Source organism: Micromonospora sp. NBC_00421, assembly GCF_036017915.1.
Lineage (GTDB): Bacteria > Actinomycetota > Actinomycetes > Mycobacteriales > Micromonosporaceae > Micromonospora.
The window spans coordinates 3,306,433-3,324,310 of sequence record NZ_CP107929.1 but is presented as its reverse complement, the minus strand read 5'-3'; the positions used below and the strand labels follow the sequence as shown (position 1 = coordinate 3,324,310).

The window sequence follows — 17,878 nt, the reverse complement described above, 5'->3', positions numbered from 1 at the left end:
CCGATCCGAGCGAAGGAGCACTCCGTCATGCTGCGTGTCGCCGTACCCAACAAGGGCGCCCTGGCCGAGAAGGCCGCCCAGATGCTGCGTGAGGCGGGTTACCGCCAGCGCACCGACCCCAAGGACCTGGTCTGCCCGGACGAGGCCAACGACATCGAGTTCTTCTATCTGCGGCCGAAGGACATCGCCACCTACGTCGGCTCGGGTGACCTGGACGTCGGGATCACCGGCCGGGACCTGCTGATCGACTCCGGCGCTCCCGCCGAGGAGGTGGTCGACCTGGCCTTCGGCCGGGCCACCTTCCGCTTCGCCGCCCGCCCCGAGGACGTCGGCGACGTCCAGCAGTTGGGCGGGCACCGGATCGCCACCGCGTACCCGGGGCTGGTCGAGCGCTACCTCGCCGAACTCGGCGTCAAGGCCGACGTGATCCGGCTCGACGGCGCGGTGGAGAACGCCATCCGGCTCGGCGTCGCCGACGTCGTCGCCGACGTGGTGGAGACCGGTGCGACGCTGCGCCAGGCCGGGCTGGTGGTCTTCGGTGACCCGCTGCTGCGTTCCTCGGCGGTGCTGGTCCGCCGGGCCGCCGCGCCGGCGCACCCGCAGGCGGAGCAGTTGCTGCGCCGTCTGCACGGGGTGCTGGTGGCCCGCCGCTACGTGATGCTCGCCTACGACGTGCCGGCCGGACTGCTCGACCGGGCCAGCGCGCTCACCCCGGGCATCGAGTCGCCGACGGTCTCCCCGCTGCACCGGGAGGGCTGGGTCGCCGTGCAGGCGATGGTGCTCCGCGACGACGTGCACCGGATCATGGACGAGCTGTACGAGTTGGGCGCCCGCGCCATTCTGGTCACCAACATCCACGCCTGCCGCCTCTGACTCCCGCCCCCACCAGGCCGGCCCGGAAGCGGCCGACCTGGTGGGGGCGGGTGGCGGCGCGGCGGCTGCCGGGGGCGGGTGGCAGACTGGCCGGGTGAGCGACACCGAGTTGATCTGCCTGAAGCCGCGTCGCATCCGGGTCGTCTGCTGGGCCTCGGCGGTTGCCCTGCTGGTGGTATTCACCCTGGTGGCCACCTCGCTGACCGGGGCGACCGGTGAAGGCTACGGCAGCTTCCAGCGTGGTGACCAGTTCGCCATGGTCGGCCTCGGGGTGCTCGGCGCGCTCGGCATCCTGCTGTTCACCCGGCCCCGGGTCGAGGCGGATGTCCGTGGTGTCCGGGTACGCAACGTGGTGAGCTCGTACGAGCTGCCCTGGGAGGTGGTCCGGGGGGTGCGCTTCGACCGGGGCGCACCGTGGGCCAGCCTGGAGCTGCGCGACGACGACCTGCTGCCGATGGTGGCCCTCCAGGCGGCCGACAAGGAGATCGCGGTCGACGGGGTCCGTGCGTTGCGCCGGTTGCACCAGGCGCACCTGTCCCGTCTCGGCGGCGCCCCGACCCACCCCTGAGTGCCCCGGCCGAGGCCGACCCGGCGACCGCGGGCCCACCGCTGACCTGCGGGCCCGGTTTGGGGATGGTCGAGGCGCGGGTGTAGTGTGGGCAAGTCGACCAGACTGCCCCCGCCTCGGCGTGCGGGTGGTCCCGAAGCGGAGCGCCTGCTCCCACCCGAGTCACCCCAGTCGGTGGCCGGGTCCGGTCACCGGTTCCGGGCTCGTCCCGGTGCCGGATGCGCGATCATGTGATCGTGCCGACCGGTCGAGCGGGCCCTGGCATGCGCCGGGGCCTTCTGCTTTCCGGGTCGCCCCCACCCGGGGGCCACGCGGGGTCGGCCACGTAGCAGATCCGACTCGAGGAGGCCCCATCAGCGTCGAACCACGCGTGAACGATCAGATCCGGGCACGTGAGGTCCGACTGGTCGGCCCTGAGGGTGAGCAGGTGGGCATCGTCCCGCTGGAGCGCGCCCTGCAGTTGGCCGCGGACGTCGACCTGGACCTGGTCGAGGTTGCGCCGATGGCGCGCCCGCCGGTGTGCAAGCTCATGGACTTCGGCAAGTTCAAGTACGAGAGCGCACTCAAGGCGCGCGAAGCGCGGCGTAACCAGCAGCAGACCGTCATCAAGGAGATGAAGCTCCGGCCGAAGATCGACCCGCACGACTACGAGACCAAGAAGGGTCACGTGGTGCGGTTCCTCAAGGCGGGCGACAAGGTCAAGGTGACGATCATGTTCCGCGGTCGCGAGCAGAGCCGCCCGGAGCTGGGTTACCGGCTCCTGCGCCGGCTCGAGTCCGAGATCACGGACCTGGGATACGTCGAGGCCGCTCCGAAGCAGGACGGTCGAAACATGATCATGGTCTTCGCTCCGCACCGGGCCGTCAAGGCCTCCGCGGTCGCCGCCACGGCGTCCCGCACCGGTCCCCGGGACCGGACCACGGACGAGTCAGCGCCGCCGGCAGAGGGCGAGGCCCCGGTGGCCGGCGAGACCGCAACAGCCGGCGAGACCGGCCCGACCGCTGACCCCAGCGGCCAGTAACAGGGAGAGACGTTCCACATGCCGAAGATGAAGAGCCACACGGGTATGGGTAAGCGGGTCAAGGTGACCGGCAAGGGCAAGATCGTCGCCCAGCAGGCCGGCCTTCGCCACAACCTGGAGAAGAAGCCCTCCACCCAGACCCGGCGGCTGACCGGCACGGTCGAGCTGGCCAAGGCCGACACCAAGCGCATCAAGAAGCTGCTCGGCCGCTGACGCGCGCCACCTGAACCGAATAAGGAGTTGAGATGGCACGCGTCAAGCGGGCTGTGAACGCCCAGAAGAAGCGTCGTACCGTACTGGAGACCGCGAGCGGTTACCGCGGTCAGCGCTCCCGGCTGTACCGCAAGGCCAAGGAGCAGGTGCTGCACTCGATGCAGTACGCCTACCGGGACCGTCGCGACCGCAAGGGCGACTTCCGGCAGCTCTGGATCCAGCGCATCAACGCTGGCGCCCGGGCCAACGGCATGACCTACAACCGGCTCATCCAGGGCCTGCGGCTGGCCGGCATCGAGGTCGACCGCAAGATCCTGGCCGACCTGGCCGTCCACGACGCCGCGGCGTTCGCCGCGATCGTCGAGCTTGCCCGGGCCGCCGTGACGGCCGAGGGCACCGGTGGCGCCGCGGCCCAGGCCGCCTGACCCACCCCGGCAGCAGATCGAGGCGTCTCCCATGCAGTCACCACCGCGCGGGAGGCGCCTCGACGCCGTCACCGGCCCGTTCACCCCGCGTACCCCCAGGGTGGTCGCCGCCCGCCGGTTGCACCGGCGGCGGGACCGGGACACGACCGGCCGGTTCCTGGCCGAGGGGCCGCAGGCGGTCCGTGAGGCGCTCGACCGTACCGACACGGTGGTGGAGCTGTTCGGCACCCCGGGCGGGCTCGACCGGCACGCCGACCTGGCGGCCCGGGCCGCCCACGCCGACCTGCCGGTCTCCGAGGTCACCGACGAGGCCCTGGCCGCGCTGACCGAGACCGTCGCCCCGCAGGGGGTGGTCGCCGTCTGCCGGCACCTCGACGTACCGCTGACGACTGCCCTGGCGCGCGGACCGCGCCTGGTCGCGGTGCTCGCCGGGATCCGGGATCCGGGCAACGCCGGCACCGTGCTGCGAACCGCCGACGCGGCCGGCGCGGGCGCGGTGGTCTTCGCCGGGGACACCGTCGATCCCTACAACGGCAAGTGCGTGCGGGCCTCGGCCGGCAGCCTGTTCCACGTCGACGTGGTCCGCGCCCCCGACCCGCTCGCGGCGGTCGCCGCGCTGCGCACCGCCGGGCTCACCGTCTTCGCCACCACCGGGTACGGCGACAGCGACCTCGACGACCTCGTCGACCACGGCCGGCTCGCCGCCCCCACCGGCTGGCTGTTCGGCTCCGAGGCGCACGGCCTGCCCGGGGAGCTGACCGCCGCCGCCGACGCCCGGGTCCGGGTGCCGCTGCACGGGCGGGCCGAGAGCCTCAACCTGGCTGCGGCCGCCGCCGTCTGCCTGTACGCTTCAGCCCGAGCACTGCGCTGACCCCGGTCACGCGCACACCCAGCAGGGGAGTCGGTCACGTGAGGAACGCGCCTCGGCGTTCGTTTAGCCAGCCCGCCGGTGTCGGCGGGCGGCGGGCCTGACCCTTCCCCGCGCGCAACTCCCACCGGCGGGCTGCGGCACAGTCGCGCGTCCGTAGACTCGCCTAGCCGCCCGGGAGGGCCGGCGCCGCCGTGAGGGAGTGCCCGTACGCCATGAGCTACCGCAACGATCCGTACGACCCGAAGCAGGTCGCCCTGCTCGACCCGGCCGCCCTGGCCGGGGCCGTGGCCGATGCCGAGCAGGCGTTCGCCGCCGCCGCCGACCCCGACGCGCTTACCGCGTTGCGCCCCGCGCACCTCGGCGACCGGTCCCCGGTGTCGCTGGCCCGCCGGGAGATCGGCGCGCTGCCACCGGCCGCGAAATCCGACGCCGGCAAGCGGGTCAACGAGGCCCGCCGGGCGATCGAGTCCGCGTACGCCGCCCGTGCCGAGGTGCTGGACCGGGAGCAGGCCGCCCGGGTGCTGGTCGAGGAGCGGGTCGACGTGACCCTGCCGTACGACCGGCGGCCCCGGGGGGCCCGGCACCCGCTGTCCACCCTGATGGAGCAGATCAGCGATCTGTTCGTCGGGATGGGCTACGAGGTGGCCGAGGGCCCCGAGGTCGAGTTGGAGTGGACCAACTTCGACGCGTTGAACATCCCCGCCGACCATCCGGCGCGCGGGTTGATGGACACCTTCCACATCGCACCGCCGCCGGGCGCCCAGACCTCCGGCCTGGTGCTGCGGACCCACACCTCCCCGGTGCAGGCGCGCACCATGCTCAGCCGCAAGCCCCCCATCTACGTGGTGGTGCCCGGCCGGGTCTACCGCACCGACGAGCTGGACGCCACCCACGCGCCGGTCTTCCACCAGGTCGAGGGCCTGGTGGTCGACAAGGGCATCACGATGGCGCACCTGCGTGGCACCCTGGACCACTTCGCCCGGGCCATGTTCGGCGAGGGCGCGAAGACCCGCTGGCGTCCGCACTACTTCCCGTTCACCGAGCCGTCGGGGGAGTTCGACGTCTGGTTCCCCGAGCACCGGGACGGCCCGCGCTGGGTCGAGTGGGGTGGTTGCGGCATGGTCAACCCGAGGGTGCTGCGCGCCTGCGGCATCGACCCGGAGGTCTACTCCGGGTTCGCGTTCGGCATGGGCATCGACCGGACGGTGATGTTCCGGCACGGGGTCAGCGACATGCGGGACATGGCCGAGGGCGACGTGCGGTTCAGCCGCGCGTTCGGGGCCGGGGCGTAGGGCGATGCGGGTACGAGTCACGGAGACGGTGGTCTGAGTCATGCGAGTTTCTGTCAGTTGGCTGCGGGAGTACGTCGACCTCCCCGTCGACCTGCCCACCGAGGATCTGGAGCAGGCCCTGGTCGACCTCGGCATCGAGGTCGAGTCCGTGGTGGACCTGCGCCGGACGGTCACCGGTCCGCTTGTCGTCGGTGAGGTCCGCGAGATCGAGGAGCTGACCGGCTTCAAGAAGCCGATCCGGCACTGCCTGGTCGACGTCGGCACCGCCAACGGCACCGGCGAGCCGCAGGAGATCGTCTGCGGGGCACGCAACTTCGCCCCCGGCGACCGGGTCGTGGTGATCCTGCCCGGCGGGGTGCTGCCCGGCAACTTCGCCATCGGCGCGCGCAAGACGTACGGCCGCACCTCGGCCGGCATGATCTGCTCGGCGCAGGAGCTGGGCCTCGGCGATGACCACTCCGGCATCATCGTGCTGCCGCCGGACACCCCGGCCCGGCCCGGCGACGACGCCCGCCCGGTGGTGGGGCTCGACGACGTCGTGGTCGAGCTGGAGATCACCCCCGACCGGGGGTACGCGCTGAGCGTGCGGGGCATCGCCCGGGAGTTGGCGTACGCCCTGGGCCTGTCCTTCCGGGATCCGGGCCGGGTGCCCGCGCCGGCCGGGACGGCCGAGCCGGCGTACCCGGTGCAGCTACGCGACACCGTCGGCTGCGACCGGTTCACCGCCCGGCTGGTCCGGGGCGTCGACCCGACGGCGGTCACGCCCGGCTGGATGCGGCAGCGGCTGACGGTGGCCGGCATCCGCAGCATCTCGCTGCCTGTCGACATCACCAACTACGTGATGCTCGAGTTGGGCCAACCGATGCACGCCTTCGACGCCGACCGGATCACCGGCCCGCTGGTGGTCCGCCGGGCCGAGGCGGGGGAGAAGGTGACCACCCTGGACGGGGTCACCCGGGCGCTGACCGTCGAGGACATGGTGATCTGCGACGCCGGGCTACCCAACTCCCTCGCGGGTGAGGGCGGCGGCGTCCCGATCTCGTTGGCCGCGGTGATGGGCGGCGAGACCAGCGAGGTGGTCGGCGGCACCACCAACGTGCTGTTGGAGGCCGCCCACTGGGATCCGGTGATGGTCGGCCGGACCGCCCGGCGACACCGGCTGTTCAGCGAGGCGGCCAAGCGGTGGGAGCGGGGCGTCGACCCGGCCCTGCCGCTGGTGGCCCTCCAGCGCGCCGTCGAGCTGCTCACCGCGCACGGCGGTGGCGAGGCCGGCGCGGAGATCCTCGACCTCGACCACGTCCGGCCGATGCGCCAGGTCGTCCTCCCGGCCGACCTGCCGTCGCGCCGGATCGGGGTGGCCTACTCCCCGCAGCGGGTGGTCGACCTGCTGGAACAGGTGGGCTGCACGGTGAGCCGGGGCGGCGACCGGCTGGCCGAGGACCCGGGGGCGGTAGGGACGACCGCCGGCACCGGCGACGTGCTCACCGTCACCCCGCCGACCTGGCGGCCCGACCTCACCGACCCGGCCGACCTGGTCGAGGAGGTGGTCCGCCTCGACGGGTACGACCGGGTGCCGTCGGTTTTGCCCACCGCGCCGCCCGGCCGGGGTCTGACCTGGCAGCAGCGCCGCCGCCGGGCGGTGGCCCGCTCGCTCGCCGAACGCGGGTACGTCGAGGTGCTGGCCCTGCCGTTCGTCGCCCCGGAGCTGGCCGACCAGCTCGGGCTGCCCGCCGACGACCCGCGTCGGCCGGCGGTGCGACTGGCCAACCCGCTGTCGGAGGAGGAGCCGCTGCTGCGCACCACGCTGCTCGGCCCGCTGCTCGGCATCCTCAAGCGCAACCTGGGCCGGGGCCACCGTGACCTCGCGCTGTACGAGATCGGCACGGTGTTCCACCCACGTCCCGGCGTGGGCGCGCCGCCGGCCATGGGGGTGGACCGACGTCCCACCGACGCCGAGTTCGCCGCCGCCGACGCGGTGGTGCCGGCCCAGCCCCGGCACGTCGCGGTGGTGCTCACCGGTGACGTGGAGCCGGCCGGCTGGTGGGGCGCGGGCCGGGCCGCCGGTTGGGCCGACGCCGTGGAGGCCGGCCGGGCGGTGCTCGCCGCCGCCGACCTGCCAGCCGACCGGATCGAGGTACGGGCCGCCGAGCACGCCCCCTGGCACCCCGGTCGCTGTGCCGCGCTGGTGGTCGACGGGGTGGTGGTCGGCCACGCCGGCGAGCTGCACCCGACTGTGGTGGCGGCGTTGGAGCTGCCCCGCCGCACCAGCGCCATGGAGTTGGACCTGGACGCCCTGCCGGCCGCGCCGGTGGCGTCCGCGCCGGTCGTGTCCGGGTTCCCGCCGGCGTTGATCGACGTGGCGCTGGTGCTCGACGAGTCGGTGCCGGCCGCCGACGTCCGGGCCGCGCTGGTGGAGGGCGCCGGTGCGCTGCTGGAGCAGGTCCGGCTCTTCGACGTGTACGCCTCGGAGTCGCTCGGCGCGGGCCGCCGGTCGCTGGCGTACAAGCTGACCTTCCGGGCGCCGGACCGGACGCTGACCGTGGAGGAGGCGGTGGCCGCCCGGGACGCCGCCGTCGCCGTCGCCGCCGAGCGGTTCGGGGCGACCCTGCGCGGCGCCTGAGGCACACCGACGGCGGCGGCCCCGACCCGGCTGACCCGGGTCGGGGCCGCCGCCCGTTCTGGGCGGTCTTCCTGGTCAGCCGGTGAAGGGCAGCACGACGCGGGAGGCGTCGCCGACGCCGAGGCTGGTCGGGGTGCCGCCGATGGCGTTCCACACCTGCACGGTCACCGTCCCGCCGCGCAGGTTGCCGAGGGAGCCGGTGGCCGAGCGCAGCCCCTGGGTCTGCCGGTAGCGCTCGACGCCGGGCACCGGGTCGGTGGCGAAGTAGGCGTACGTCTCGACCCGGTCGGCGGTGCCGTCGCCGGTGAGGTCGTACGACACCCGGGCCTGGACGCCGTCGCCGACTGCGGTGCCGGCGTCGACGGCCAGGTCGAAGGTGGTTGCTCCGCCGGTCCAGGTGCCGGTGAGCCCACGGGCGGTGAAGACCCGGGCATTGGTGGGGGTGCCGTCGTGGTTGCCGTTCGCCGCCGCCAGGGTGACCGTGCCGGTGGGTCCGGTGACGCCGGCCAGGGTGCCGTCGGCCTGGAGGTGGCGGGTCGCGTTCCACGGCTGGCCGGGGGACGAGGTCGGGCCGGCGGTGGGGGTCGGGGCGACGGTGGGCGTCGGCGTGGCGCTACCGGTGAACGGGGTGAGGGTGAGGCCGGCGGCGCGTGGGTCGCCGTCGTGCACCAGGGACTCCTGGGCGAGCACGTCGTCGAAGGCGAAGCCGTACGCCCGGCCGTCGACCATGTGCTGGTGGATGATCCGGGAGTAGTGGTTGGTCAGCGTGCCCCGGTAGAAGTCGGCCGGACCGCCGCCGGGCTGCGTGGTGATGGTGTCGAGGGTGGCGCGGTGCAGGGCGGCGCAGAGCGTCCGGGCGATCGGCCCGACCACCTGGTCGTTGGGAGCGGCGAGCGCCCCGTCGCAGTCCCACACGTCGGAGCTGGTCGGCCTGGTGAAGGTGGCGACCTGTCGGCCGGCCGGGTCGGTGAACGTCATCGTGGTGCCGGCGGTACGACCGAGGTAGCGCACGTCGGGCCGGTCGGTGAACGGCGTCACGGTCAGCGTCCGGGTGGTGTAGGAGCGCCAGGCGGCGTCGATGTACGGGTCGAGGTAGCCGGACGCGAACCGGCCGGCGTCGACGGCCTTGCCGGGGGAGAGCACCCGCAGCACCGTGCCGTCGGACCGGGTCTGGACGGTGTCCGCCCAGCCGGGTTGGGCCCGGACTGCGTCGATGACGGCCTGCCGGCCGCCGCCGACTAGCTGACCGGTTCGCCGGGTGGTACCGCTGGCACCGGTGACGCTGACCGCGTGCGGCACGGCGAACATGTCGACCTGGGTGCTGTTGAGCCAGAGCCCGGCGTCGTTGTAGGTGAACTCGGACCAGTCGAAGAGGATGTCGCGGTTGGGGTCACCGGCCGCCCAGGGAGCCGGCTGGACCAGGCCGTCCGGGGTCAGCGAGAAGCGCAGCTTCTGGCCGAACGAGAAGTAGACCCGCCCGGAGAGGCCCCGGGGGACCTGCAGGGTGACGGTGCCGCCGTTGGCGGGCCCGGCGATCGCGACGTCGGGGGCGGGGGTGGGTGGCTGGCCGCCGGCCGGCCAGGGGGTGAAGGTGCCCCCGGCGGTGACGTAGCCGAGCCGGCCGGAGGCGAGGTCGACGCCGAGGAGGTAGAGGTGGACGGTCTCCGCCCGGCCGGTGTTGTTGGTGACGGTCAGCGGTAGCGGGGACGGTCCGACGGCGCGGGTGGGCGCGGTGGTGGCGCCGAGGGCGGTGACGCTGGCGAGGGTGATCGCGGCGAGCGCGGTGGTCCAGCTTCTCGGGGTACGCAACGACGACTCCTTCGGGTGCAGGGTATAGGCGGGGTATATGAGCTGACAGGCAGGCTAGAGAGCGCTCTCTCAGAATGGCCAAAGCGGTGACGGCTGTCAATGTGCCTGAGTGATCCAGGTCACCCCTCATGCCCATGCAGTGGAACGTATTAAGTTGCGTCGAGGTGGGGGCCCCGCTAACCTTCTCTGCATAGTCATGCGGAGGTTGGAATGGGTATCCGAGTTGCGGTCGCCGGGGCGAGTGGTTACGCCGGGGGTGAGCTGCTGCGCCTGATCGCCGGTCATCCCGAGTTCGACCTGGTCGCCGCCACCGCGCACCGTCAGGCCGGCGCGCCGGTCACCGCCGTACACCCGCAGCTCGTGGGGCTGGATCTGGTGTTCGCGGCGACGGAGCCGACGGTCCTGGCCGACGCGGACCTGGTCTTCCTGGCCCTGCCGCACGGTGAGTCGGCGGCGCTGGCCGCCGACCTGCCGGAGTCGGTCCGGGTGGTCGACCTGGGTGCCGACCACCGGCTCCGCGACGCCGACGCCTGGTCCCGCTACTACGGCGGCCCGCACGCCGGGGCGTGGACGTACGGGCTGCCGGAGCTGCCCGGCCAGCGGACCGCGATCGCCGGAGCCACCCGGGTCGCCAACACCGGTTGCTACGCCGTGGCCATCACCCTGGGTCTGGCTCCGCTGATCGCCGCCGGCGTGGTCTCACCGGCCGACGTGGTCGTGGTCGCCGCCTCCGGCACCTCCGGGGCCGGTCGGGCCGCCAAGACCCACCTGCTCGGCAGCGAGGTGATGGGTGACCTGTCGCCCTACAAGGTCGGCGCGCACCAGCACGTCCCGGAGATCAAGCAGGCCACCGGCGCGACCGGGCTGTCGCTGACCCCGGTGCTCGCCCCCATGCCGCGCGGGATCCTCGCCACCGTCACCGCCGTGCCCACCGGCGACGTCGACCCGCGCGCCGTGCTGGCCGCCGCCTACGCCGACGCGCCGTTCGTGCACCTGCTGCCCGAGGGGGCCTGGCCGCACACCGCCGCCACCGCCGGGTCGAACTCCTGCCACCTGCAGGCCACCGTCGACGTCGACTCCGGCCGGGTGATCGTGGTCAGCGCCATCGACAACCTCGGCAAGGGCGCCGCCGGCCAGGCGGTGCAGAACGCCAACCTGATGCTCGGCCTGCCCGAGACCACCGGCCTGTCCGCCTTTGGAGTAGCACCATGAGCGCGAGGAGCGCAGCGCAGCGGAGCCCCGCAGTCGCGAACGAAAGGCCTGCATCGGTGAGCGCGAGGAGTGCAGCGCAGCGGAGCCCCGCAGTCGCGAACGAAAGGCCTGCATCGGTGAGCGCGAGGAGTGCAGCGCAGCGGAGCCCCGCAGTCGCGAACGAAAGGTCGGCTCCATGAGTGTCACCGCCCCTCGGGGGTTTCGTGCGGCCGGTGTCGCGGCCGGGTTGAAGAGCGGCGGGGCCACCGACGTCGCCCTGGTCGTCAACGACGGCCCGGACGCCGGTGTCGCCGGCGTCTTCACCATCAACCGGGTCAGGGCCGCGCCGGTGCGCTGGACCCAGCAGGTCGTCCGGGGCGGCGTGGTCCGCGCCGTGGTGCTCAACTCCGGCGGGGCGAACGCCTGCACCGGCCCGGCCGGCTTCCAGGACACCCACGCCACCGCCGAGCACACCGCCGCCGCGCTCACCGCGTCCAGCCCCCGGCTGCGGCTCGGTGCCGGTGACGTGGCGGTCTGCTCGACCGGTCTGATCGGCGAGCGGTTGCCGATGGACAAGCTGCTGCCCGGGGTGCGTACCGCGATCCGGGCGCTGGCCCGCGACGGCGGCCCGGCCGCCGCCGAGGCGATCATGACCACGGACACCCGGCCGAAGACCACAGTCGTCCGGGGCACCGGCTGGTCCGTCGGCGGGATGGCCAAGGGTGCCGGCATGCTGGCCCCCGGGATGGCCACCATGCTCTGCGTCCTGACCACCGACGCGGTGGCCGGGCCGGAGCTGCTCGACGCCGCGCTGCGGGCCGCCACCCGGGTCACCTTCGACCGGGTCGACTCCGACGGCTGCATGTCCACCAACGACACGGTGCTGCTGCTGTCCAGCGGGGCGTCCGGGGTGGAGCCCACCGAGGCCGAGCTGACCGCCGCCGTCACTGCCGCCTGCCACGACCTCGCCCAGCAGTTGATCGCCGACGCCGAGGGCGCCACCAAAGAGGTGACCATCGACGTGGTCGGTGCCGCCGACGAGGACGACGCGGTCGAGGTGGGCCGCTCGGTGGCCCGCAACAACCTGGTCAAGACCGCGCTGTTCGGCAACGACCCGAACTGGGGTCGGATCCTCGCCGCCGTCGGCACCACCGCCGCCGCCTTCGACCCGGACGCGGTGGACGTCGCGGTCAACGGGATCTGGGTGTGCCGCTCCGGTGCCGCCGCCGAGGACCGCGCCAAGGTCGACCTGACCGGGCGGGGCGTCACCATCCGGATCGACCTGCACGCCGGCCCGGCGGCGGCCACGATCTGGACCAACGACCTGTCGCACGCGTACGTGCACGAGAACTCGGCGTACTCCACATGACCCTCTCCGCGGACCTCACCCGGGCCCAGGTCAAGGCCGAGACGCTGATCGAGGCGCTGCCCTGGCTGGCCCGGTTCTCCGGCGCCACCGTGGTGGTCAAGTACGGCGGCAACGCCATGGTCGATCCGGCCCTGCAACGGGCCTTCGCCGCCGACATGGTCTTCCTGCGCTACGCCGGCCTCAAACCGGTCGTGGTGCACGGCGGCGGGCCGCAGATCTCCGCCATGCTGGGTCGGCTCGGCATCGCCAGCGAGTTCAAGGGCGGTCTGCGGGTCACCACCCCGGAGGCGATGGACGTCGTCCGGATGGTGCTGGTCGGCCAGGTCGGCCGGGAACTGGTCGGGCTGATCAACGCGTACGGCCCGTTCGCCGTCGGCCTGTCCGGTGAGGACGCCGGCCTGTTCACCGCAGTCCGGCGGCCCGCGTACGTCGACGGCGAGGCGGTCGACGTCGGGCAGGTCGGCGACGTGGAGTCGGTGGACGTCTCGGCGGTCACCGACCTGATCGCGGCCGGCCGGATCCCGGTCATCTCCACGGTCGCACCGGATGCCGACGGGGTGCTGCACAACCTCAACGCCGACACCGCCGCCGCCGCGTTGGCGATCGCCCTTCAGGCCCGCAAGCTGGTCGTCCTCACCGACGTCGCCGGCCTGTACGCCGACTGGCCGGACACCACCAGCCTGGTCAGCGAGATAGGCACCGAGGCGTTGGCGACGCTGCTGCCGTCCCTGGAGGCGGGGATGGTGCCCAAGATGGAGGCCTGCCTGCGGGCGGTACGCGGGGGAGTGCCCGCCGCGCACGTCGTCGACGGCCGGGTCGCCCACTCCACGCTGCTGGAGGTCTTCACCTCGGAGGGTTTCGGCACGATGGTCGTCGACACCCCGCCCGGGTCCACCAACGAGGAAGGCACGATCGGATCATGAGCACGCTGGTGGAACGCTGGGGCCAGTCCATCATGGACAACTACGGCACCCCACCGCTGGCGCTGGTCTCCGGCTCCGGCGCGGTCGTCGTCGACGACGCCGGCCGGGAGTACGTCGACCTGCTCGGCGGCATCGCGGTCAACTCCCTGGGCCACGCCCACCCGGCCGTGGTGGCCGCCGTCTCCCGGCAGGTCGCCACCCTCGGCCACGTCTCCAACCTGTTCGTCGCCGAACCACCGGTGGCCCTGGCCGAGCTGCTGCTGGCGCTGGCCGGCCGGCCCGGTCGGGTCTTCTTCGCCAACTCGGGCGCGGAGGCCAACGAGACCGCGTTCAAGCTGTCCCGGCTCACCGGCCGGTCACACGTCGTCGCCACCGCCGGCGGTTTCCACGGCCGCACCATGGGCGCGCTCGCCCTCACCGGCCAGCCGGCCAAGGCCGACCCGTTCCGCCCGCTGCCCGGCGACGTCGACCACGTCCCGTACGGCGACGGGGCGGCGCTGGCGGCGGCCGTCACCGACGCGACCGCGATGGTGATCCTGGAGCCGGTGCAGGGCGAGAACGGGGTGGTCGTGCCGCCGGCCGGTTACCTGGCCGAGGCGCGGCGGATCACCGCCCGGCACGGCGCCCTGCTTGTGCTCGACGAGGTGCAGACCGGGATGGGGCGTACCGGGCACTGGTTCGCCCACCAGGCCGAGGGGGTGGAACCGGACGTCGTCACCCTGGCCAAGGGGCTCGGCGGTGGGTTGCCCATCGGCGCCTGCCTGGCCTTCGGCCGGGCCGCCGAGCTGCTGCGCGCCGGTTCGCACGGCACCACCTTCGGCGGCAACCCGGTCAGTTGCGCCGCCGCCCTCGCGGTGATCTCCACCATCGCCAGCGAGGGACTGCTCGACCACGTCAAGCGGACCGGGGAACGGTTGCGTCGGGGGGTCGAGGCGCTGGGCCACCCCCTCGTCACCGAGGTACGCGGCGTCGGGCTGCTGCTCGGTATCGTGCTCGCCGAACCGGTCGCCGGCCCGGTGGCCGAGGCGCTGCGGACGGCGGGTTTCCTGGTAAACCCGGTCCAGCCGGGGGTGATCCGGCTCGCCCCGCCGCTGATCCTCAGCGCCGCGCAGGTCGACGCCTTCCTGGCCGCCCTCCCCACCGCCCTCGACACCTCCACCTCCACCCCCACCTCGACCCCGACGGAGACCCGCGCATGATCCGGCACCTTCTGGCCGACGACGACCTCACCCCGGCCGAGCAGTCGGCGGTGCTCGACCTGGCCGCACGGATGAAGACCGACCGGTTCGGGTTCACCCCGCTGGCCGGACCGCGCTCGGTGGCGGTGCTCTTCGACAAGCAGAGCCTGCGGACCAGGATCTCCTTCGACGCCGGCATCGCCGAACTCGGTGGTCACCCCCTCGTGGTGGACACCCAGGTCACCCACTTCGGCCGGGGCGAGACGCTCGCCGACGCCGGCCGGGTGCTGTCCCGGTACGTCGCCGCCATCGTGCTGCGTACCCACGGCGACGACCGGATCGCCGAGGTGGCCGCGCACGCCACAGTGCCGGTGGTCAACGCGCTCACCGACGGCTACCACCCGTGCCAGCTCCTCGCCGACCTGCTCACCATCCGGGAGCACTGCGGCGGCACCGCCGGGCGGACCCTGGCGTACGTCGGTGACGCGGCGAACAACCTGTCGCACTCGTACCTGCTGGCCGGGGCGACCGCCGGTATGCACGTCCGGGTGGCCGGGCCGGCCGGCTTCCAGCCCGATCCCGGGGTGTTGGCCCGGGCCGAGAAGATCGCCGCCGGCACCGGCGGGTCGGTGCGGGCGTTCGTCGACCCGGCCGAGGCGGTCCGGGACGCCGACGTGGTGGCCACCGACACCTGGACCTCGATGGGCCAGGAGGACGACGGGCTGGACCGGATCACCCCGTTCCTGCCGTACCAGGTCAATGCGGCGCTGCTCGGCCACGCCGGGCCGGACGTCAAGGTGCTGCACTGCCTGCCCGCCCACCGGGGCGAGGAGATCACCGGCGAGGTGCTCGACGGCCCCTGCAGCGTGGTCTTCGACCAGGCGGAGAATCGGCTGCACGCCCAGAAGGCGCTGCTGACCTTTCTCCTGGAGGCATCCTCGTCATGACCGCTCCGACCCGCGCCGCCCGGCACGCCCGCATCGTCGAGTTGATCCGGACCAGGTCGATCCGTTCCCAGACCGAGCTGGCCGACCTGCTCGCCGCCGCCGGGGTGCAGGTCACCCAGGCCACCCTCTCCCGTGACCTGGAGGAGTTGGGCGCGGTGAAGGCCCGGGGTGGTGACGGGCGGGCCGGTTACCTGATCCCGGAGGACGGCCACCGGCCGCTGCGCGACGCCGAGGCGGCCCCCGCCCGGCTGGTCCGGCTGCTGCGGGAACTGCTCAACGGGGTCGACTCCAGCGGCAACATCGCCGTCCTGCGTACCCCGCCGGGCGCGGCCCACTACCTGGCCAGCGCGTTGGACCGGGCGGGTCTGACCGAGATCGTCGGGACCATCGCCGGCGACGACACCATCCTGGTGGTGGCCCGGGACACCGACGGCGGGGCCGTGCTCGGCGACAAACTCGCCGGCTGGGCCCGACGCGAGGACAGCGGGGACGGGAACACCCCGTGACCCGCCGGGTCACGGGTGAGGAACGAGGACACGAGCCGGCACCGGGAGCGAACCCCGCAGTCGGGGAGCGAAAGGTGAGCACTGCCAGAATGAACGGCGTGGACGACAAGAGCCTGACCGAGAACAGCGCCGCGACCAACCGGACGAGCCTGTGGGGTGGCCGGTTCGCCGGCGGCCCCGCCGAAGCTCTCGCGCGGCTGTCGGTGAGCGTCCAGTTCGACTGGCGTCTCGCCCCGTACGACATCGCCGGTTCCCGGGCGCACGCCCGGGTGCTGGCGGGCGCGGGGCTGCTCGACCCCGACGAACTGGGGCGGATGCTTGCCGCGTTGGACGACCTGGAGGCGGCCTGCGCGTCCGGGCAGTTCCGCCCGACCATCGACGACGAGGACGTGCACACCGCGCTGGAGCGCGGCCTGCTGGAACGACTCGGCAGCCTCGGCGGCAAGCTGCGGGCGGGCCGCTCCCGCAACGACCAGGTCGCCACCGACCTGCGGCTCTACCTGCGCGACCACGCCCGGGGGGTGGCCGCCCGGCTGGTCGAGCTGGCCGAGGCCCTGGTGGAGCAGGCGGAACGGCACGTCGACACCGCAGCGCCCGGGATGACCCACCTCCAGCACGCCCAACCGGTCACCTTCGGGCACTGGCTGCTGGCCCACGTCCAGCCGCTGCTGCGCGACCTGGAGCGGCTGCGCGACTGGGACCACCGGACGGCGATCAGCCCGCTCGGTGCCGGCGCGCTTGCCGGTTCCGGGTTGCCGTTGGACCCGGTGGCCGTCTCCAAGGAGCTTGGTTTCCGCACCTCGTTCGCCAACTCGATGGACGCGGTCGCCGACCGGGACTTCGTCGCCGAGTTCCTCTTCGTCACCGCGCTGGTCGGGGTGCACCTGTCCCGCCTCGGCGAGGAGGTGGTGCTCTGGACGTCCCACGAGTTCGGCTGGGTCGAGCTGGACGACGCGTTCGCCACCGGGTCGTCGATCATGCCGCAGAAGAAGAACGCGGACATCGCCGAGCTGGCCCGGGGCAAGTCCGGCCGGCTGGTCGGCGGGCTGATGAGCGTGCTCACCATGCTCAAGGGCCTGCCGATGGCCTACGACCGGGACATGCAGGAGGACAAGGAGCCGGCGTTCGACGCGGTCGACACCCTGGAGCTGCTGCTGCCGGCATTGGCCGGGATGATCTCCACGATGACCGTCCGGGTGGACCGCCTGGTCGCCGCCGCCCCGGTGGGCTTCTCGCTCGCCACCGAGGTCGCCGACTGGCTGGTCCGGCGCAACGTGCCGTTCCGCGACGCGCACGAGATCACCGGCAAGCTGGTGGCGCTCTGCGCGGCCCGGGACTGCGCCCTCGACGAGGTCTCCGATGTCGACCTCGCGGCGGTCAGCGAGCACCTCGACCCGTCGGTACGCGACGTGTTGTCGGTCCGTTCGGCGCTGGCCGCCCGGATCACCCCCGGCTCCACCGGCCCCGGCCCGGTCGCCGACCAGCTCGCCGCCGCGGCGGACCAGCTCACCGGCTGGCGGGAGTGGGCCGCCGAGCGGGTCGTACCCCGCTGAGCTGACGCGCCGGTCGTCCGTCGTCCCGCGCCGCGGGGCACGGGCGACCTGGCGCGCTCCGGCCGGCCTGCGGTGCGGAGCCCGCGCCGGGCCGATCGTCCGGGATGGCCGGTCGTCCGGGTGTCAGGTGGTCCGAGTGTCAGGTGGTCAGGTGGGGCGCTCGCGTCGGGGCAGTTTCGCCACCACCGCCTCGTACGAGCCGTCGACCGCTTCGACCAGTTCGTCGTCGGGGATGCCGCCGCCCAGGTCCAGCGCGTTCCAGCCGGAGCGGCCGACGTACGGCATCGGCCGGGCGTCGGCGGGGAACCGGTGCAGCCACTCGTCGGCGACCTCCCGGCTGGGGCCGCACTTCACTCCGACCCGGGCGGTGCCCTCGGGTGCGCCGAGGAACGCGAAGATCCGACTGCCCACCTTCACCACCTCGTTGCCCTCCCAGGGCCGGTCCAGCCAGGCACCCGGCTTGCCGAGGCAGTACCTCAGCATCTCCTCGCGCGTCATCGCGTCCTCCCGGTGCAGTGT

17 protein-coding genes are annotated in these 17,878 nt (G+C 73.5%); 15 read left to right on the top strand and 2 right to left on the bottom strand.

Features of this window, described 5'->3' with window-relative positions; translation table 11 throughout:
* Positions 1-27 precede the first annotated feature (27 nt).
* From hisG to pheT, 8 genes are all read left to right on the top strand, one after another.
* Positions 28-873 carry an ATP phosphoribosyltransferase gene (gene hisG / locus OHQ87_RS13685; RefSeq protein WP_328348424.1) on the top strand — a complete coding sequence of 282 codons (846 nt, stop codon included), beginning with the start codon at positions 28-30 and terminating at the stop codon, positions 871-873.
* A gap of 94 nt (positions 874-967) precedes the next feature.
* Entirely contained in the window at positions 968-1,441 is a 474-nt protein-coding gene (locus OHQ87_RS13680) for a PH domain-containing protein (protein WP_328348422.1), read from the top strand.
* Between the two features lie 370 nt (positions 1,442-1,811).
* Positions 1,812-2,462 (top strand): translation initiation factor IF-3, encoded by a 651-nt coding sequence (infC, locus tag OHQ87_RS13675; protein ID WP_328348420.1) that lies wholly within the window; start codon positions 1,812-1,814, stop codon positions 2,460-2,462.
* Between the two features lie 18 nt (positions 2,463-2,480).
* On the top strand, positions 2,481-2,675 hold the full coding sequence (gene rpmI / locus OHQ87_RS13670) for a 50S ribosomal protein L35 (protein ID WP_007075851.1): 195 nt from the start codon (positions 2,481-2,483) through the stop codon (positions 2,673-2,675).
* A 32-nt stretch (positions 2,676-2,707) separates the two neighbouring features.
* Entirely contained in the window at positions 2,708-3,100 is a 393-nt protein-coding gene (rplT, locus tag OHQ87_RS13665) for a 50S ribosomal protein L20 (RefSeq protein WP_328348417.1), read from the top strand.
* A gap of 31 nt (positions 3,101-3,131) precedes the next feature.
* Positions 3,132-3,971: a TrmH family RNA methyltransferase gene (locus OHQ87_RS13660; protein WP_328348415.1), complete on the top strand. Its 840-nt coding sequence runs from the start codon at positions 3,132-3,134 to the stop codon at positions 3,969-3,971.
* Positions 3,972-4,183: 212 nt separating this feature from the next.
* Positions 4,184-5,263, top strand: a complete 1,080-nt coding sequence (pheS, locus tag OHQ87_RS13655) for a phenylalanine--tRNA ligase subunit alpha (protein ID WP_328348413.1) — start codon at positions 4,184-4,186, stop codon at positions 5,261-5,263.
* Between the two features lie 40 nt (positions 5,264-5,303).
* On the top strand, positions 5,304-7,883 hold the full coding sequence (gene pheT / locus OHQ87_RS13650; RefSeq protein ID WP_328348411.1) for a phenylalanine--tRNA ligase subunit beta: 2,580 nt from the start codon (positions 5,304-5,306) through the stop codon (positions 7,881-7,883).
* 75 nt (positions 7,884-7,958) lie between these two features.
* On the opposite strand, the gene OHQ87_RS13645 is transcribed toward pheT, so the two are convergent.
* Entirely contained in the window at positions 7,959-9,692 is a 1,734-nt protein-coding gene (locus tag OHQ87_RS13645) for a beta-1,3-glucanase family protein (protein WP_328348409.1), read from the bottom strand.
* A gap of 210 nt (positions 9,693-9,902) precedes the next feature.
* On the opposite strand from OHQ87_RS13645, the gene argC reads away from it, so the two are divergent.
* The 7 genes from argC (at position 9,903) to argH (ending at position 17,359) form a co-directional block, all read left to right on the top strand.
* Positions 9,903-10,904, top strand: coding sequence for an N-acetyl-gamma-glutamyl-phosphate reductase (argC, locus tag OHQ87_RS13640; protein WP_328348407.1), 1,002 nt, complete (start codon positions 9,903-9,905; stop codon positions 10,902-10,904).
* 175 nt (positions 10,905-11,079) lie between these two features.
* On the top strand, positions 11,080-12,252 hold the full coding sequence (argJ, locus tag OHQ87_RS13635; protein ID WP_328348405.1) for a bifunctional glutamate N-acetyltransferase/amino-acid acetyltransferase ArgJ: 1,173 nt from the start codon (positions 11,080-11,082) through the stop codon (positions 12,250-12,252).
* A complete protein-coding gene (argB, locus tag OHQ87_RS13630; protein WP_328348403.1) occupies positions 12,249-13,175 on the top strand; it encodes an acetylglutamate kinase in 927 nt (308 codons plus the stop codon). Before argJ ends, argB begins: the two co-directional genes overlap by 4 nt.
* Positions 13,172-14,374 (top strand): acetylornithine transaminase, encoded by a 1,203-nt coding sequence (locus OHQ87_RS13625; protein ID WP_328348401.1) that lies wholly within the window; start codon positions 13,172-13,174, stop codon positions 14,372-14,374. Before argB ends, OHQ87_RS13625 begins: the two co-directional genes overlap by 4 nt.
* Positions 14,371-15,300 (top strand): ornithine carbamoyltransferase, encoded by a 930-nt coding sequence (argF, locus tag OHQ87_RS13620; RefSeq protein WP_328348399.1) that lies wholly within the window; start codon positions 14,371-14,373, stop codon positions 15,298-15,300. The genes OHQ87_RS13625 and argF overlap by 4 nt, the downstream gene beginning before the upstream one ends.
* Positions 15,297-15,806 (top strand): arginine repressor, encoded by a 510-nt coding sequence (locus tag OHQ87_RS13615; protein WP_328348397.1) that lies wholly within the window; start codon positions 15,297-15,299, stop codon positions 15,804-15,806. Before argF ends, OHQ87_RS13615 begins: the two co-directional genes overlap by 4 nt.
* A gap of 89 nt (positions 15,807-15,895) precedes the next feature.
* Entirely contained in the window at positions 15,896-17,359 is a 1,464-nt protein-coding gene (argH, locus tag OHQ87_RS13610) for an argininosuccinate lyase (RefSeq protein WP_328348837.1), read from the top strand.
* A gap of 147 nt (positions 17,360-17,506) precedes the next feature.
* On the opposite strand, the gene OHQ87_RS13605 is transcribed toward argH, so the two are convergent.
* On the bottom strand, positions 17,507-17,857 hold the full coding sequence (locus OHQ87_RS13605; protein WP_328348395.1) for an MmcQ/YjbR family DNA-binding protein: 351 nt from the start codon (positions 17,855-17,857) through the stop codon (positions 17,507-17,509).
* Positions 17,858-17,878 lie beyond the last annotated feature (21 nt).

Coding starts and splice junctions, on each gene's coding strand:
- hisG (WP_328348424.1), top strand. CDS start 28: ATGCTGCGTGTCGCCGTACCCAACAAGGGCGCCCTGGCCGAGAAGGCC.
- rpmI (WP_007075851.1), top strand. CDS start 2,481: ATGCCGAAGATGAAGAGCCACACGGGTATGGGTAAGCGGGTCAAGGTG.
- rplT (WP_328348417.1), top strand. CDS start 2,708: ATGGCACGCGTCAAGCGGGCTGTGAACGCCCAGAAGAAGCGTCGTACC.
- OHQ87_RS13660 (WP_328348415.1), top strand. CDS start 3,132: ATGCAGTCACCACCGCGCGGGAGGCGCCTCGACGCCGTCACCGGCCCG.
- pheS (WP_328348413.1), top strand. CDS start 4,184: ATGAGCTACCGCAACGATCCGTACGACCCGAAGCAGGTCGCCCTGCTC.
- pheT (WP_328348411.1), top strand. CDS start 5,304: ATGCGAGTTTCTGTCAGTTGGCTGCGGGAGTACGTCGACCTCCCCGTC.
- argC (WP_328348407.1), top strand. CDS start 9,903: ATGGGTATCCGAGTTGCGGTCGCCGGGGCGAGTGGTTACGCCGGGGGT.
- argJ (WP_328348405.1), top strand. CDS start 11,080: ATGAGTGTCACCGCCCCTCGGGGGTTTCGTGCGGCCGGTGTCGCGGCC.
- argB (WP_328348403.1), top strand. CDS start 12,249: ATGACCCTCTCCGCGGACCTCACCCGGGCCCAGGTCAAGGCCGAGACG.
- OHQ87_RS13625 (WP_328348401.1), top strand. CDS start 13,172: ATGAGCACGCTGGTGGAACGCTGGGGCCAGTCCATCATGGACAACTAC.
- argF (WP_328348399.1), top strand. CDS start 14,371: ATGATCCGGCACCTTCTGGCCGACGACGACCTCACCCCGGCCGAGCAG.
- OHQ87_RS13615 (WP_328348397.1), top strand. CDS start 15,297: ATGACCGCTCCGACCCGCGCCGCCCGGCACGCCCGCATCGTCGAGTTG.
- argH (WP_328348837.1), top strand. CDS start 15,896: ATGAACGGCGTGGACGACAAGAGCCTGACCGAGAACAGCGCCGCGACC.
- OHQ87_RS13605 (WP_328348395.1), bottom strand. CDS start 17,857: ATGACGCGCGAGGAGATGCTGAGGTACTGCCTCGGCAAGCCGGGTGCC.